This is a genomic window from Nisaea sp. (assembly GCF_039990255.1).
In the GTDB taxonomy this organism is placed as follows: Bacteria; Pseudomonadota; Alphaproteobacteria; order Thalassobaculales; family Thalassobaculaceae; genus Nisaea.
The window spans coordinates 1-15,861 of the sequence record NZ_JBDXGG010000017.1 but is presented as its reverse complement, the minus strand read 5'-3'; the positions used below and the strand labels follow the sequence as shown (position 1 = coordinate 15,861).

General features: G+C 58.3%; 13 protein-coding genes, 1 tRNA gene and 1 pseudogene. 1 reads left to right on the top strand and 14 read right to left on the bottom strand.

What is annotated here, in order from left to right:
• The 6 genes from ABJ076_RS10230 to rpoB form a co-directional block, all read right to left on the bottom strand.
• A partial coding sequence (locus ABJ076_RS10230) for a GTP-binding protein (RefSeq protein ID WP_348187836.1) occupies positions 1-139 on the bottom strand: 139 nt, incomplete at its 3' end.
• Positions 140-195: 56 nt separating this feature from the next.
• Positions 196-2,271, bottom strand: a complete 2,076-nt coding sequence (gene fusA / locus ABJ076_RS10225) for an elongation factor G (RefSeq protein WP_348187833.1) — start codon at positions 2,269-2,271, stop codon at positions 196-198.
• Positions 2,272-2,294: 23 nt separating this feature from the next.
• Complete coding sequence (rpsG, locus tag ABJ076_RS10220) at positions 2,295-2,765, bottom strand: 30S ribosomal protein S7 (protein ID WP_028464331.1); 471 nt, start codon at positions 2,763-2,765, stop codon at positions 2,295-2,297.
• An 11-nt stretch (positions 2,766-2,776) separates the two neighbouring features.
• Entirely contained in the window at positions 2,777-3,148 is a 372-nt protein-coding gene (rpsL, locus tag ABJ076_RS10215; protein ID WP_028464332.1) for a 30S ribosomal protein S12, read from the bottom strand.
• Between the two features lie 455 nt (positions 3,149-3,603).
• Entirely contained in the window at positions 3,604-7,782 is a 4,179-nt protein-coding gene (gene rpoC / locus ABJ076_RS10210; RefSeq protein ID WP_348187829.1) for a DNA-directed RNA polymerase subunit beta', read from the bottom strand.
• Positions 7,783-7,912: 130 nt separating this feature from the next.
• On the bottom strand, positions 7,913-12,094 hold the full coding sequence (gene rpoB / locus ABJ076_RS10205; RefSeq protein ID WP_348202558.1) for a DNA-directed RNA polymerase subunit beta: 4,182 nt from the start codon (positions 12,092-12,094) through the stop codon (positions 7,913-7,915).
• On the opposite strand from rpoB, the gene ABJ076_RS10200 reads away from it, so the two are divergent.
• Positions 12,093-12,251: a hypothetical protein gene (locus ABJ076_RS10200; RefSeq protein WP_348187824.1), complete on the top strand. Its 159-nt coding sequence runs from the start codon at positions 12,093-12,095 to the stop codon at positions 12,249-12,251. The two genes, rpoB and ABJ076_RS10200, sit on opposite strands and share 2 nt — an antisense overlap.
• 80 nt (positions 12,252-12,331) lie before the next feature.
• On the opposite strand, the gene rplL is transcribed toward ABJ076_RS10200, so the two are convergent.
• From rplL to tuf, 8 genes and pseudogenes are all read right to left on the bottom strand, one after another.
• Positions 12,332-12,712, bottom strand: coding sequence for a 50S ribosomal protein L7/L12 (rplL, locus tag ABJ076_RS10195; RefSeq protein WP_348187821.1), 381 nt, complete (start codon positions 12,710-12,712; stop codon positions 12,332-12,334).
• A gap of 48 nt (positions 12,713-12,760) precedes the next feature.
• On the bottom strand, positions 12,761-13,273 hold the full coding sequence (rplJ, locus tag ABJ076_RS10190) for a 50S ribosomal protein L10 (protein ID WP_348187818.1): 513 nt from the start codon (positions 13,271-13,273) through the stop codon (positions 12,761-12,763).
• A gap of 290 nt (positions 13,274-13,563) precedes the next feature.
• Positions 13,564-14,262, bottom strand: a complete 699-nt coding sequence (rplA, locus tag ABJ076_RS10185) for a 50S ribosomal protein L1 (protein ID WP_348187816.1) — start codon at positions 14,260-14,262, stop codon at positions 13,564-13,566.
• A gap of 4 nt (positions 14,263-14,266) precedes the next feature.
• On the bottom strand, positions 14,267-14,695 hold the full coding sequence (rplK, locus tag ABJ076_RS10180; RefSeq protein WP_348187814.1) for a 50S ribosomal protein L11: 429 nt from the start codon (positions 14,693-14,695) through the stop codon (positions 14,267-14,269).
• 81 nt (positions 14,696-14,776) lie between these two features.
• Positions 14,777-15,307: a transcription termination/antitermination protein NusG gene (nusG, locus tag ABJ076_RS10175; protein ID WP_028464339.1), complete on the bottom strand. Its 531-nt coding sequence runs from the start codon at positions 15,305-15,307 to the stop codon at positions 14,777-14,779.
• A 3-nt stretch (positions 15,308-15,310) separates the two neighbouring features.
• Positions 15,311-15,508 (bottom strand): preprotein translocase subunit SecE, encoded by a 198-nt coding sequence (gene secE / locus ABJ076_RS10170; RefSeq protein WP_028464340.1) that lies wholly within the window; start codon positions 15,506-15,508, stop codon positions 15,311-15,313.
• 67 nt (positions 15,509-15,575) lie between these two features.
• Positions 15,576-15,651: transfer RNA gene (locus tag ABJ076_RS10165), tRNA-Trp, on the bottom strand.
• A gap of 71 nt (positions 15,652-15,722) precedes the next feature.
• Positions 15,723-15,861: pseudogene (tuf, locus tag ABJ076_RS10160) on the bottom strand (elongation factor Tu); the annotation flags it as partial.

Genomic DNA, 15,861 nt, shown 5'->3' with positions numbered 1-15,861 from the left:
AAGCCGTGAAGCTCGCGCCACCAGCCTCAGCAAGCACCTTCGTGATCGCTGCCGTCAAAGACGTCTTGCCGTGATCAACGTGGCCAATTGTGCCAATGTTGCAGTGCGGCTTATTCCGCTCAAACTTTTCCTTCGCCATCGTTCTAGGCTCCGTACCTTTTGTTCTTCGTTTTCATTACCGACACCAGCGGAGCATTAGGCCAGTTTGGCGCGGACTTCATCCGCGACAGCCTGAGGCACCTGCTCATAGTGGTCGAACTGCATGGTATACTGCGCACGTCCCTGGCTCATTGAGCGCAGGGTATTCACATAGCCGAACATGTTGGCCAGCGGGACCATGGCTTCGATCACACGCGCATTACCGCGCTGATCCATGCCGCCCACCTGACCACGACGACTGTTCAGATCGCCGATGATGTCGCCCATATAGTCTTCCGGGGTCACGACCTCGACCTTCATGATCGGCTCGAGAAGGCGGGGACCCGCTTTCTGCATGCCTTCCTTGAAAGCGGCACGGGCCGCGATTTCGAACGCCAGCACGCTGGAGTCGACATCGTGGGACGCACCGTCAGTCAAAGTGACCTTGAAATCGATAACCGGGAAACCGGTGAGGACACCGCTTTCCTTCGAGCTGTTCAGGCCCTTTTCGACGCCAGGAATGTATTCTTTCGGAATGTTACCGCCGACAACCTTGTTCTCGAAGACGAAGCCTTCGCCTGTTTCGGCCGGGCCGAAGGTCATCTTCACCCGTGCGAACTGACCGGATCCACCAGTCTGCTTCTTGTGGGTGTAGTCGATATCGGCAGTCTTCGTGATCGTCTCACGGTAAGCAACCTGAGGCGCGCCGACATTGGCGTCCACCTTGAATTCCCGGTGCATACGGTCGACCAGGATCTCAAGATGAAGCTCACCCATGCCCTTGATCACCGTCTGACCGCTTTCGTGGTCAACGGACACGCGGAAGGACGGATCCTCGGCCGCGAGACGCTGCAGAGCGGTCGACATCTTTTCCTGATCGCTCTTGGTCTTCGGCTCGACCGCGACTTCGATGACCGGATCCGGGAACTCCATGCGCTCCAGGATGACCTGCTTGGTCGGCTCGGTCAGGGTGTCACCGGTCGTGGTGTTCTTCAGACCCGCGATAGCGACAATGTCACCAGCGCGTGCTTCCTTGATATCTTCACGACTGTTGGAATGCATGAGCAGCATGCGGCCAACGCGCTCGCGCTGATCCTTGACCGTATTCTGTGTCGAGGTGCCGGTTTCAAGCACACCCGAATAGACACGCACGAAAGTAAGGGTCCCTACGAACGGATCGTTCATGACCTTGAAGGCAAGACCGGCAAACGGCTCGTCATCGGACGGATTGCGCTCGATCGGTGTTTCGCCATCCATAGCGACACCGGTAACGGCGCCAATATCCAGCGGGCTCGGCAGATAATCGACAACAGCATCGAGGAGCGGCTGAACACCTTTGTTCTTGAAGGCGGAACCACAAGTCACCGGCACAAACGCGCCGGCGATGGTGCCCTTGCGGATGCAAGCCTTAAGAGTGGCTTCATCCGGCTCTTTACCTTCGAGATACGCTTCCATGGCGTCATCGTCCTGCTCGACGGCAGTCTCGATCAACTGAGCGCGGTACTCTTCGGCCTTTTCCTTCAGATTGTCCGGGATATCAATGATCTCGAACTCAGCACCCAAGGATTCATCGAGCCAGCGAATCGCCTTCATCTGCATAATATCGACGATACCGGCGAAATCAGACTCACCACCGAGCGGCATCTGCATCACCAACGGGGTCGCACCGAGGCGATCAATGATCATGTCTACGCAGCGATAGAAGTCAGCGCCGATGCGGTCCATCTTGTTGATGAAACAAATCCGCGGGACGTTGTACTTATCAGCCTGACGCCAGACTGTTTCGGACTGCGGCTCGACACCGGCGACCGAATCGAACACTGCGACCGCGCCATCGAGAACCCGAAGCGCACGCTCGACCTCAATCGTGAAGTCAACGTGACCCGGCGTATCGATGATGTTGACCCGATGATCGTTCCAGAAACAGGTCGTCGCAGCCGAGGTGATCGTGATCCCCCGCTCCTGCTCCTGCTCCATCCAATCCATCGTAGCGGCGCCGTCGTGGACCTCACCGATCTTGTAGGAACGGCCTGTGTAATAAAGCACGCGTTCCGTGGTCGTTGTTTTACCTGCATCAATGTGAGCCATGATGCCGATATTACGATAGCGCTCGAGCGGGTGTGTCCTAGCCATGGCGTCCGTCCAAAATCCCTGGGTTACCAGCGGTAATGCGAGAAAGCTTTGTTGGCGTCAGCCATACGGTGCGTATCTTCACGCTTCTTCACTGCAGCGCCGCGATTGTTCACGGCATCCATTAGTTCACCGGAAAGCCGATCGACCATCGTGTTTTCCGAGCGCTTACGTGCAGCGTCGATGGTCCAGCGAATGGCCAGCGCCTGCGCCCGCTCAGTGCGGACTTCAACCGGCACCTGATAGGTCGCACCACCAACACGGCGAGAACGAACCTCGACGGTCGGCTTAACGTTGGCGAGCGCTTCGTGGAACACAGCAACCGGCGCCTGGCCGGTACGGGCCTCAACGCGGTCGAAGGCACCGTAAACAATGCTTTCAGCCACAGACCGCTTGCCGTCATACATGAGACAGCTCATGAACTTGGAGACCACCTCGTCGCCAAATTTGGCGTCGGGCAGAACTTCGCGTTTTTCTGCGCGATGACGTCTGGACATCCGGTATCTCCTTACTTAGGACGCTTAGCGCCGTATTTCGAGCGGCGCTGACGGCGGTCCTTGACACCCTGGGTATCCAGCGTGCCGCGAATGATGTGATAGCGCACACCGGGAAGATCCTTCACACGGCCGCCGCGGATCATCACGACAGAGTGCTCCTGAAGGTTATGTCCTTCACCCGGAATGTAGCTTGTGACTTCGAAGCCGTTGGTAAGACGGACACGCGCGACTTTACGAAGCGCGGAGTTCGGCTTTTTCGGCGTCGTTGTGTAAACGCGCGTGCACACGCCACGCTTTTGCGGGCAGGCTTCCAGCGCAGGGACTTTATTGCGCTCAACAGGAGCCTTACGGCCCTGCCGAATCAGCTGATTGATCGTCGGCATTCAGTCGACCCTCTCGACTTAAAACATTTATGCAAACAACAATCGGCCCCAGGGCACCGCCCTGCCGGCCAACCATTCTTTGCGCGGCGTTCGAATTCGAACTTAGTGTTCAAGCGTTTCGCCGAGACTGCGTCTGAACAATTGCGCCGCTACCGACACCGTTGTCACCACCAGCCTCCAAAGGCTGGCGGATACTATTGACGCACCCTTGTGCGGTCAAGGACTGAATCCTGCTTTTTTCCGCATAGCGCCTATTTGCGATGTGCAGAGCGGAAAGCCACTAGATCCGGGCATTCCGGGGAAATTCCCGGACCTACCTACGGCCTTCCGAGCAAGATTCAATCCATTCTATACCGAAGCAGTGCTCCGGAAGGAAAGACAACGGCGCCCGGATGGTGATCCGGGCGCCGCCTGCATTCGACTCGAATGATGTTTTCGCGCTTTCGCGCTGTGTCTTATTCCGCGGCCGGGACCTGCGCCTCCGACTCGGCTTCTTCCGCAATCGCCGGAGCTTCTTCCTTTACCGGAGCCAGCACGCGGTCGCGATCGGCGGCAATCCGCTTCAGGCGATTCATCACGCTGCCGGTACCGGCCGGAATCAAGCGACCGACGATGACGTTTTCCTTCAGGCCTTCGAGCTGGTCCTTCTTGCCGGAAACAGCCGCCTCGGTGAGGACGCGGGTGGTTTCCTGGAAGGACGCGGCGGAGATGAAGGACCGGGTCTGCAGGGATGCTTTGGTAATACCGTGCAGGATCGGGATTGCCTTTGCCGGCCGAAGATCTTCGGCGAGTGCCTTTTCATTGGCCTCGTCAAACTCGTCGCGATCGATGGTCTCGCCAATAAGCAGCGTCGTGTCACCGGCGTCGGAGACTTCGACCTTTTGCAGCATCTGACGGACGATCACTTCGATGTGCTTGTCGTTGATCTTCACGCCCTGCAAACGGTAGACGTCCTGAATTTCGTTGATGATGTACTCGGCAAGCGCCTCGACACCAAGAACGTTCAGAATGTCATGCGGGACTGGATTACCATCCATCAGCAAGTCGCCGACCTGAACGAAGTCGCCTTCCTGAACCGCGAGATGCTTGCCCTTCGGGATTAGGTACTCGACCGTTTCCTTCTCGGCATCCTGCGGCACAACCATGATCCGGCGCTTGGTCTTGTAGTCCTTGCCGAATTCGACGCGACCTTCGGACTCACTGATGATCGCATAGTCTTTCGGCTTACGTGCTTCGAAGAGCTCCGCAACCCGAGGCAGACCACCAGTGATATCACGTGTCTTGGAAGACTCCCGCGGGATACGCGCCAGCACATCACCAGCACGGACCTGAGCACCGTTATCAACCGACAGAATAGCGTCGACCGACATGAAGTAGCGGGCCTCAAGACCGTTGGCCAATTCAATGACCTCGCCCTTCTCGTCCCGCAAGGTGATGCGCGGACGCAGATCGCCACCGCGCTGCTGCTGCTTCCAGTCGATAACCACACGGGAAGCAATACCGGTCGCTTCGTCGGTGACTTCGTTCATAGAAACACCGTCGACAAGGTCGACATAGTGCGCCGTACCTTCTTTTTCGGTGATGATCGGAATTGTGTACGGATCCCAATCTGCAATCTTATCGCCCGGCTTCACGATCTGCTCGTCATCGACAAACAGACGGGAGCCATACGGGATCCGGTGACGGGCCCGCTCGCGACCCTGGTCGTCCTGGAGGATCACTTCCGTGTTCCGGCTCATCACGATCAGGATGCCTTCGGAGTTCGTCACCACGTTCCGATTCAACACCTTCACACTGGCGTCGAACGCGGCTTCGATGCTGGACTGCTCGGCACCACGCTGTGCTGCGCCGCCAATATGGAAGGTCCGCATGGTCAGCTGGGTGCCCGGCTCACCGATAGACTGGGCGGCAATGACACCGACCGCTTCACCGATATTGACGCGGGTACCACGAGCCAGATCACGGCCGTAGCAGGTGGCGCAAACGCCGACCTTGCTATCGCATGTCAGTACCGAACGCAGGCGCACCTGGTCAATACCGGCCCGCTCGATCGCGTCAACCAGCGGCTCGTCAATGATGGTGGACGCATCGGCGATCTTCTCACCCGTCAGCGGGGCAATCAGATCGTCGGCACAGGTCCGGCCAAGGATACGCTCGCTCAGCGGATCGATCACCTCGCCACCTTCGACGACGGCTTTCACCGTGATACCGCGCTCGGTGCCGCAATCTTCTTCGGTGATGATGCAATCCTGAGCAACGTCGACCAGACGGCGCGTCAGGTAACCGGAGTTAGCCGTCTTCAACGCCGTGTCGGCCAGCCCCTTACGGGCACCGTGAGTGGAGTTGAAGTATTCAAGGACGGTCAGGCCCTCCTTGAAGTTCGAGGTGATCGGCGTCTCGATGATCTCACCGGACGGCTTGGCCATCAGGCCGCGCATACCGGCAAGCTGCTTGATCTGCGTCGCGGAACCACGAGCACCTGAATGGGCCATCATCCAGACCGAGTTGACGGGCTTGCCCGGCTCCTCGTTGGACATGTGCTCCATCATCTTTTCGGCGACCGCATCGGTGCAACGGGACCAGACGTCGATGACCTTGTTGTACTTCTCACCCTGGGTGATCAGGCCGTCGAGATATTGCTGCTCGAATTCCTTCACCTCGGAATGGGCTTCATCGACCAGTTCCTGCTTGGCGTCCGGAATGATCAGATCGTCCTTACCGAACGAAATGCCGGCGCGGCAGGCGTGGCCAAAGCCGAGGGTCATCAGACGGTCGGCGAAGATCACCGTGTCCTTCTGACCGCAGTGGCGATAGACCTGATCGATAACACTCTGCACTTCCTTCTTCGTCATCAGCTTGTTGATGACCGGGAAAGGAAGATTCGGGTTTTTCGGCAGCAGCTGCGCAATCTTCAGACGACCCGGCGTGGTGTCGACGCGCTTGGTCACCTCTTCACCGGTCTCATCGAACGTATCGACACGAGCCTGGATCTTGGTGTGCAGGTTCACCGCACCGGAATTCAGCGCGTGCTCGATCTCGGCCATTTCAGCAAAGACCATGCCCTCGCCCGGCATATTTTCACGCTCGATCGTGAGGTAGTAGAGACCGAGGATGATATCCTGGGACGGCACGATGATCGGCTTGCCGTTCGCTGGGCTGAGGATGTTGTTGGTCGACATCATCAACACGCGCGCTTCGAGCTGTGCTTCCAGGGAAAGCGGTACATGGACCGCCATCTGGTCACCGTCGAAGTCGGCGTTGAACGCGGTACAGACCAGCGGATGCAGCTGAATCGCCTTACCTTCGATCAGCACCGGCTCGAATGCCTGGATACCGAGACGGTGAAGGGTCGGTGCACGGTTCAGCATGACCGGATGCTCGCGAATAACCTCTTCGAGGATATCCCAGACTTCCGGACGCTCCTTCTCGACCATACGCTTTGCAGCCTTGATGGTGCTGGCGAGACCGTAGAGCTCGAGCTTCGAATAGATGAACGGCTTGAACAGCTCGAGCGCCATCTTCTTCGGCAGACCGCACTGATGCAGCATCAGGCTCGGGCCGACGACGATGACCGAACGGCCGGAATAGTCGACACGCTTACCGAGCAGGTTCTGACGGAACCGGCCCTGCTTACCCTTCAGCATGTCGGAGAGGGACTTCAGCGGGCGTTTGTTGGCGCCAGTGATGACCCGGCCCCGGCGGCCGTTATCGAACAGGGCATCGACTGATTCCTGCAGCATACGCTTTTCGTTACGGACAATAATGTCCGGCGCACGCAGCTCAATCAGCCGCTTCAGACGGTTGTTCCGGTTGATCACCCGGCGATAGAGATCGTTCAGGTCCGAGGTAGCGAAACGGCCGCCATCCAGTGGAACCAGCGGGCGCAGTTCCGGCGGAATGACCGGGATGACGTCGAGGATCATCCATTCCGGACGGCAGCCGGATTCCTCGAAAGCCTCGATTAGCTTCAGACGCTTGACCAGCTTCTTGCGCTTGGCTTCGGAACCGGTGGTCCGAAGCTCTTCACGAATGGTTTCCTTTTCCTCGTCAAGATCGAGGTTGACCATCATTTCCTTCAGCGCCTCAGCGCCAATCATGGCCTTGAAGGTATCCTCGCCGTACTCGTCCTGTGCGTCGTAGAAATCTTCTTCGCTCAGGAGCTGGCGGTATTTGAACGGTGTCAGGCCCGGCTCGACGACACAGAAGCTCTCGAAATAGAGGATCCGTTCCAGATCCTTGAGGGTCATGTCGAGCAACAGACCGATCCGGCTCGGCAGGGACTTCAGGAACCAGATGTGGGCAACCGGAGAGGCCAGCTCAATGTGGCCCATCCGCTCGCGGCGCACCTTCGAGAGCGTAACTTCAACGCCGCACTTCTCGCAGATGATGCCGCGGTACTTCATCCGCTTGTACTTGCCGCACAGGCACTCATAGTCCTTGATCGGACCGAAGATCCGGGCGCAGAACAGGCCATCGCGCTCCGGCTTAAAAGTCCGGTAGTTGATGGTCTCGGGCTTCTTGATTTCACCGAACGACCATGAGCGGATCCGCTCCGGGCTCGCGATAGCGATCCGGATGTGATCAAAGCTCTGAGGACCGGACGGCTGACCAAAGATGTTCATCAACTCGTTCATCAAGCATCTCCTTACGTCACTGGGACGTTGTGCGCCGACTTACCATAGTGTGCGACGCGGCCGGGATCGGCAAGTCCGTACCCGGGAGGATAGAACCGGGCGATCTCCTTAGGAGACCACCCGGAATGGCTTACTGCTGCTCTTGTTCCAGCTCGACATTCAAGCCGAGGGAGCGGAGTTCCTTCACGAGAACGTTGAAGGATTCCGGAATACCCGCCTCGAAATTGTCGTCGCCGCGAACAATAGCCTCGTACACCTTGGTCCGGCCGGACACATCGTCCGACTTCACCGTCAGCATTTCCTGCAGGGTATATGCAGCGCCGTAGGCTTCCAGTGCCCAGACCTCCATTTCCCCGAAACGCTGCCCACCGAACTGCGCCTTACCACCCAGCGGCTGCTGGGTAACAAGACTGTACGGGCCAATGGAACGCGCGTGGATCTTGTCATCCACCAAGTGATGCAGCTTCAGCATGTAGATGTAACCGACGGTCACCTTACGATCGAATACCTCACCTGTCCGGCCATCGATCAGGGTAACCTGACCGGTGGAGTCCAGACCGGCTGTATCCAGCATGGCGACAATGTCGTCTTCTTTGGCGCCGTCGAACACCGGCGTGCCCATCGGCACACCTCGGCTGAGGTTGCCGGCGAGCTCAAGAATCTCGTCGTCGCCCAGCGGCTCGATCTCGGCCTTGTACTGCTTCTCGCCGTACACTTTCTCGAACAACGTCTTGAAGCCGCCAGTCTTGGCCGTGTTGTGAATATCGGTCAGCATCTCGTTGATCTGCAGACCAAGGCCATGCGATGCCCAGCCGAGGTGGGTTTCAAGGATCTGCCCGACATTCATGCGGCTTGGCACACCAAGCGGATTGAGCACGATGTCAACGGCGGTGCCATCCTCGAGATAGGGCATGTCCTCGACCGGGTTGATCTTGGAAATGACACCCTTGTTACCATGGCGGCCGGCCATCTTATCGCCCGGCTGAAGCTTGCGCTTCACCGCAACGAAGACCTTGACCATCTTCATAACGCCCGGCGGCAGCTCGTCACCGCGCTGCAGCTTTTCGACCTTGTTATCGAAGCGGGACTGCAGCTCTTCGACACTCTTGTCGAACTCGCCCTTGATCCCTTCCAGATATTCCATCCGGGTTTCGTCTTCGACCGAGAACTGACGCCACTGTCCCTGGGTGTATTCGGCGAGCACCGCTTCGGTGATCTCAACGCCGCCCTTGAAGCCCTTCGGACCTTCGACCGACTTCTGACCGAGCAGCTGTTCCTTCAGGCGGGCAAAGAAGCCACGCTCGAGGATCGCCCGTTCGTCGTCGCGATCCTTTGCAAGACGTTCGATTTCCGACCGCTCAATAGCCAGAGCACGTTCGTCCTTGTCGACTCCGCGGCGGGAGAAGACACGGACTTCAACAACCGTGCCGGTGCCCCCCGGCGGAACCTTCAGGGACGTGTCACGGACGTCGGAAGCCTTTTCGCCGAAGATCGCGCGGAGAAGTTTCTCTTCCGGCGTCATCGGGCTTTCGCCCTTCGGCGTCACCTTACCGACGAGGATATCGCCTGGGTTCACCTCGGCACCGATATAGACCATGCCGGCTTCGTCAAGGTTCTTCAGGGCTTCTTCGCCGACATTCGGAATGTCGCGCGTGATCTCTTCCTGACCCAGCTTGGTATCGCGAGCCATGATCTCGAATTCCTCGATATGGATCGAGGTGAAGACATCGTCACGGACGATGCGTTCGGAGATCAGGATCGAATCTTCGAAGTTGTAGCCATTCCACGGCATGAAGGCGACGAGCACGTTCCGGCCAAGCGCGAGCTCGCCGAGATCCGTGGACGGGCCGTCCGCCATGATGTCACCGGCCTGAACCCGGTCACCAACCTTCACCAGCGGGCGCTGGTTGATACAGGTGTTCTGGTTCGAGCGCTGGAACTTCAGCAGCGAGTAGATATCGACATTGCTTTCCGTACTCGCCGTCGCGTCGGTGGCACGGACAACGATACGAGTCGCGTCCACCTGATCAACAATACCGGAGCGCTTGGCGACGATGGTCACGCCACTGTCGCGAGCAACGCGGGCTTCCATACCGGTGCCGACATACGGCGCCTCGGCTTTGACCAACGGAACAGCCTGCCGCTGCATGTTCGAGCCCATCAGCGCGCGGTTCGCGTCATCGTTCTCGAGGAACGGAATGAGCGCTGCGGCAACGGACACTAGCTGCTTCGGCGAGACGTCGATCAGATCGATATCTTCCGGGCGGGCCAAACCGAAATCGCCCTGACGGCGGACCGGGATCAGTTCTTCAACGAAACGATTGTTGTCATCGACCGGGGCGTTGGCCTGAGCCACCGTGTACCGGCCTTCTTCCATCGCCGAGATATAGCGAACTTCGTCGGTTACCGTACCTTCGACAACCTTGCGGTACGGGGTCTCGATGAAACCGTACTGGTTGACGCGGGCATATGTGGCCAGAGAATTGATCAGACCGATATTCGGGCCTTCAGGGGTCTCAATCGGGCAGATCCGGCCATAGTGGGTCGGATGCACGTCACGAACTTCAAAGCCTGCACGCTCACGGGTAAGACCGCCCGGGCCAAGCGCCGAGAGACGGCGTTTGTGGGTGATCTCGGAGAGCGGGTTGGTCTGATCCATGAACTGGGACAGCTGCGAAGAGCCGAAGAATTCACGAACAGCTGCAGCCGCCGGTTTCGCATTGATCAGATCATGCGGCATCACGGTATCGATCTCGACCGAGCTCATGCGCTCGCGGATCGCCCGTTCCATGCGCAGCAGGCCGACACGGTACTGGTTCTCCATCAGCTCGCCGACGGACCGGACACGGCGGTTGCCGAGGTGGTCAATGTCGTCGATCTCGCCCTTGCCGTCCTTCAGGTCGACCAGGATCTTCAGGATCGCCAGAATGTCTTCCCGGCGCAGGGTACGCAGCTGATCATCGGTTTCCTGATCGAGACGGGCGTTCATCTTCACCCGGCCAACTGCGGAAAGATCGTAGCGCTCGGAATCGAAAAACAGACCGTTGAACAGGTTTTCCGCAGTCTCAAGGGTCGGCGGCTCACCCGGGCGCATAACCCGGTAAATGTCGACCAGCGCTTCTTCGCGCGTGGTGTTCTTATCCATTGCCAGCGTATTGCGGACGTAGGCGCCGACAGTCATGTGATCGATCGCCAGAACCGGCAGCTCATCAATGCCTGCCCCTGCAATCGTCTCAAGCAGCTCCTCGGTGATCTCATCGCCGGCCTCGACGATGATCTCGCCGGTTTCCGGATTGATGATATCGATCGCGATATACTGGGTGAGGAGCTCTTCGCTCGGGACATAAACGTCCTTCAGGCCGGCTTCGCTCAGCTTGCGGCCCAGGCGCGGGGTCATCTTGTCGCCAAGCTTGGCGACGACTTCACCGGAATCGGCATCCACCAGATCGCGGGCAAGCTTCTGGCCACGCAGACGTGAGATGTCGAAAGCGGTTTTCCAGTCTTCGCCCTTCTTGGTGAAGGTGATAGATTCGTAGAAGTAGCTGAGGATGTCCTCGGCAGTCAGGCCGGTTACCTGAGAGCGATCCACGTCGACACCTGTCTCGTGGCACTCCTTCAGATAGCCTTCCGCCTGATCGCTCATCAGCGCCAACAGCAGCGTGGTCGCGGGCAGCTTGCGGCGACGGTCGATGCGCACATAGAGGATATCCTTGGCGTCGAATTCAAAATCGAGCCAGGAACCGCGATACGGGATCACGCGGGCAGCGAAGAGGTATTTTCCGGACGAGTGGGTCTTGCCCTTGTCATGGTCGAAGAACACGCCCGGAGAGCGGTGCATCTGGGAGACGATGACACGCTCGGTTCCATTGATCACGAAGGTACCGTTCTTCGTCATCAGCGGCATGTCGCCCATATAGACGTCCTGCTCCTTGATGTCCCGGATGGAGCGGGAGCCGGTCTCTTCCTCGACGTCCCAGACGACGAGACGCAGGGTCACCTTGAGTGGTGCCGCGAAGGTGATCCCGCGCTGCTGGCACTCTTCAACGTCATATTTCGGAGTTTCGAACTCGTAGCTGACGAACTCGAGCATTGCGCGCTCGGAGAAGTCCTTGATCGGGAACACCGACTTGAAAACTTCCTGAAGCCCGAGAACCTGACGGTCTTCAATCGCCACGTCTTTCTGCAGAAACAGATCGTAGGAGCTTTTTTGAACCTCAATCAGGTTCGGCATTGGGGACGCTTCGGAAATGCGCCCGAAATCCTTGCGCACACGCTTGCGACTGGTGAAGGAACCAACGGAGGAAATCGCCATGGTCAAACCTCGCCCACCTTTCGTTCGAACAGGAGCGGTCGGGACGGGTATCCGTCCGCTCCATGGCTCCCGCGCCCGCCGCGAGAACCGCCTTGTCAGCCTGGCCGGAAAAACCGACCTCCTAGCCTTACCGCTGATGCCTCGGCAGCACCGGTAAGAACAGGAAAAGGGCAGGGCGACGAGCGCGTCTACCGACGCGCCCGCACCCCACCCGTATTCCAGAGTAACGCCAAGGCGTTACTTCAACTCGACGGATGCACCAGCTTCCTCGAGTTTCTTCTTCAGCTCTTCGGCTTCGTCCTTGGAAGCACCTTCCTTCACAGGCTTCGGTGCACCTTCGACGAGGTCCTTGGCTTCTTTCAGGCCGAGACCGGTGATCGCGCGAACTTCTTTGATCACGTTGATCTTCTTGTCGCCAGCAGCAGTCAGGACAACGTCAAAGGAGTCCTTCTCTTCTGCAGCGGCACCACCGGCATCGCCACCACCTGCAACGGCTGCAACAGCAACCGGAGCAGCAGCGGAAACGCCCCATTTTTCTTCGAGCATCTTGGACAGATCGGCCGCTTCGAGGACCGTCAGAGTAGACAGCTCTTCAACGAGCTTTTCAAGATCAGCCATTTTACATTACTCCAGTTTGAGCTTCGTTAGACGGAGTGGATTGCCCACTCACCCCTCTTTACTGCTGTAGGCTGAAACCACCCGGGCCACTTGGCCGGCGGGTGCCTGCAGAACACCAGCGACCTTGGTCGCCGGGGCTTGCAGCAAGCCCAGCAGCTTTGCACGCAGTGCGTCGAGAGACGGCAACTTGGCGAGAGCTTTGACCTGCTCAACATCGAGCATTTTTGTGCCGAGAGCCCCGGCGACAATGGACAATTTCTCGTTGGTGTTGGCGAACTCGACGGCAACCTTTGCAGCGGCAACCGGATCGTCGGACGTAGCAATCGCCGTCGGACCCGTGAAAGACGCTTCGAGGTTTTCGTACTCCGTGCCTTTCAGAGCGAGACGAGCGATCCGATTTTTCGTGACTTTGTATCGGGCCCCTGCTGAACGCATCTTGCCGCGAAGGTCATTGACCTCATCGACCGTCAGCCCGACCTGATGGGTAACCACGACGAGCGCGGAATCCGAAAAGGTCTTGTTCAGGGTCTCGACCAGAGCCGCTTTTTCAGTACGGTTCACTGATCATCTCCGCATCTGCGGGCATCAGCACAATGCCGAAGCCCCCTTTGCACATGAACCGACGAACACCATGCCCGTCGGCCCGGTTCGCCTGTCCCAGAAGCTCAAACGTCAGCCTGCCCCGGCACACCGGGATAGAAATCCGTTTTCACCCCTGTCTGTACGGGGATATTAAGCCTCCGTAGCCGAAGCCCCTTTGGCACCCGTAGTCTCGGACAGGTCGGGGCCGATCCGAAGGCCGGCCCCTGTTTTCCACGCCTTTATCAGGCGTAGAAAATTACGCGCAATATTTAGGCAGTGCCCAGAATTGCGGTATCAACTTTAACACCCGGCCCCATAGTGGAGCTGAGCGCGATGCGCTGAACGTAGGTGCCTTTGGCGCCTGACGGCTTCGCGCGGGTGATCGCATCGACGAACGCGTTCGCGTTCTCAAGCAACTGCTCTTCAGAGAAGCTAGCCTTGCCGATACCGGCATGAACGATACCGGCACGCTCGACGCGGAATTCAACCTGACCGGCCTTGGCGGCGGTCACAGCACCAGCAACATCCGGGGTCACGGTACCGAGCTTCGGGTTCGGCATCAGACCGCGCGGGCCCAGAACCTTACCAAGACGGCCGACGAGGGCCATCATGTCCGGCGTGGCGATGACACGGTCGAAATCTGTCCGGCCATCTTGGATTTCCTTCATCAGGTCATCCGCACCGACGATTTCGGCACCAGCTTCACGCGCTTCGTCAGCTTTCGCGTCTTTCGCGAAAACCGCGACACGCACGTCTTTACCCGTGCCATGCGGCAGAGCAACAACGCCACGCACCATCTGATCGGCATGACGCGGGTCAACACCGAGGTTCATGGAGATCTCAACGGTCTCGTCGAACTTCGCCTTGGCGCCGCCCTTAACCAGTTTCACAGCTTCGTCGAGAGCATGCAGCTTCAGCCGATCGACGCTCTCATAGGCGCCCTTGAGACGCTTACCCAGTTTCGCCATCGTCTTACTCCACAACCTCAACGCCCATGGACCGGGCGGAACCGCGGATCATCTGGCATGCGCCTTCAAGATCGACGGCGTTCAGATCCGGCATCTTCGTTTCGGCGATCTCACGGACCTGGTCCATGGTGATCTTGCCAACGATTTCCTTGCTCGGGTTGCTCGCGCCCTTCGGAAGATTCGCGGCCTTCTTGATGAAGAAGCTGGCCGGCGGAGTCTTGGTCACGAACGAGAACGTACGATCCTGATAAGCGGTGATCACAACCGGAGTCGGCGTGCCTTTTTCAACGTTGCCAGTGGCCGCGTTGAACGCTTTGCAGAACTCCATGATGTTAAGCCCGCGCTGACCGAGCGCAGGGCCGACCGGCGGAGACGGATTCGCCTCACCGGCCTTGATCTCCAGCTTGATGTAGCCAGCGATCTTTTTCGCCATTGTACTTACCTCTCATAGTGCCGGGTGGTGCGGACTTCCAAGGTTTTCAGGAAGGCCTCCCACGCGAACATCAATTGAACGTCAGATTTTTTCGACCTGGGTATATTCCAGCTCGACGGGCGTCGACCGTCCAAAAATCGACACCGCAACCTTGAGACGGGATTTCTCTTCGTCCACATCCTCAACATATCCGTTGAAGGACGCGAACGGCCCGTCGGAAACACGTACCTGCTCGCCGATCTCGAAGATAACGGACGGCTTCGGCCGCTCCACACCTTCAGCAACCTGCTTGATGATCCTCTCGGCCTCGGACCTCGAGATAGCCTGGGGCTTGCCCTTGCTGCCAAGAAAACCTGTAACCTTCGGCTGGTCCTGAACCAGGTGCCAGCTTTGATCGGTCAACTCCATCTTCACGAGGATGTAACCCGGGAAAAACTTGCGCTCTGCGTTCACTTTCGCGCCGCGTCGCATTTCCACGACTTCCTCGGTCGGAACCAAAACTTCTTCGATCAGGTCTTCCATCTCATGCGCGGCTGCCTGCTCGCGAATGGATTGCGCGACCTTCTTCTCGAAGCCGGAATAGACATGGAGGACGTACCAACGCGGTGCCAACGACTAAGCCCCCAAACCCAATATAAATTTCACACCCCACGACAGCGCACCATCGACGAGGAAAAAGAAGATAGACGCGAGCGTCACCATGATGAAAACCATCATGGTGCCCACACCTGTTTCCTTACGGCTCGCCCAGGTCACCTTGGAAACTTCCTGGCGAACCTGCCGGACGAACTGCGCCGGAGAGACCTTTACCATCGTGATCCGTTTCTGTCAGCCGGGCTGTATAGCGCCCCAGCGGAATGAAATCAACTGTACTGAAGCGTGGCAGGAGTGGCAGGGATCGAACCCGCAACCCCCGGTTTTGGAGACCGGTGCTCTACCAATTGAGCTACACTCCTATACCGCGCTGCAAGTTGCCGCCCTAATCTCTCAGAGTGAAAGGCTAGGACGGCAGCCTGTTATTAGATCTTTACTCGACGATTTTGGCGACGACGCCTGCGCCGACGGTGCGGCCACCTTCGCGGATAGCGAAGCGCAGGCCTTCATCCATGGCGATCGGCGCGATCAGGTTGACCGTCATCGCGATGTTGTCGCCCGGCATAACCATC

What these genes read in the sequence shown, in the direction of transcription:
- fusA (WP_348187833.1), bottom strand. Translation starts at nt 2,271, where the DNA reads ATGGCTAGGACACACCCGCTCGAGCGCTATCGTAATATCGGCATCATG.
- rplL (WP_348187821.1), bottom strand. Translation starts at nt 12,712, where the DNA reads ATGGCTGATCTTGAAAAGCTCGTTGAAGAGCTGTCTACTCTGACGGTC.
- rpsG (WP_028464331.1), bottom strand. Translation starts at nt 2,765, where the DNA reads ATGTCCAGACGTCATCGCGCAGAAAAACGCGAAGTTCTGCCCGACGCC.
- rpoC (WP_348187829.1), bottom strand. Translation starts at nt 7,782, where the DNA reads ATGAACGAGTTGATGAACATCTTTGGTCAGCCGTCCGGTCCTCAGAGC.
- rpoB (WP_348202558.1), bottom strand. Translation starts at nt 12,094, where the DNA reads ATGGCGATTTCCTCCGTTGGTTCCTTCACCAGTCGCAAGCGTGTGCGC.
- rpsL (WP_028464332.1), bottom strand. Translation starts at nt 3,148, where the DNA reads ATGCCGACGATCAATCAGCTGATTCGGCAGGGCCGTAAGGCTCCTGTT.
- secE (WP_028464340.1), bottom strand. Translation starts at nt 15,508, where the DNA reads ATGGTAAAGGTCTCTCCGGCGCAGTTCGTCCGGCAGGTTCGCCAGGAA.
- ABJ076_RS10200 (WP_348187824.1), top strand. Translation starts at nt 12,093, where the DNA reads ATGGTCAAACCTCGCCCACCTTTCGTTCGAACAGGAGCGGTCGGGACG.
- rplK (WP_348187814.1), bottom strand. Translation starts at nt 14,695, where the DNA reads ATGGCGAAAAAGATCGCTGGCTACATCAAGCTGGAGATCAAGGCCGGT.
- rplA (WP_348187816.1), bottom strand. Translation starts at nt 14,262, where the DNA reads ATGGCGAAACTGGGTAAGCGTCTCAAGGGCGCCTATGAGAGCGTCGAT.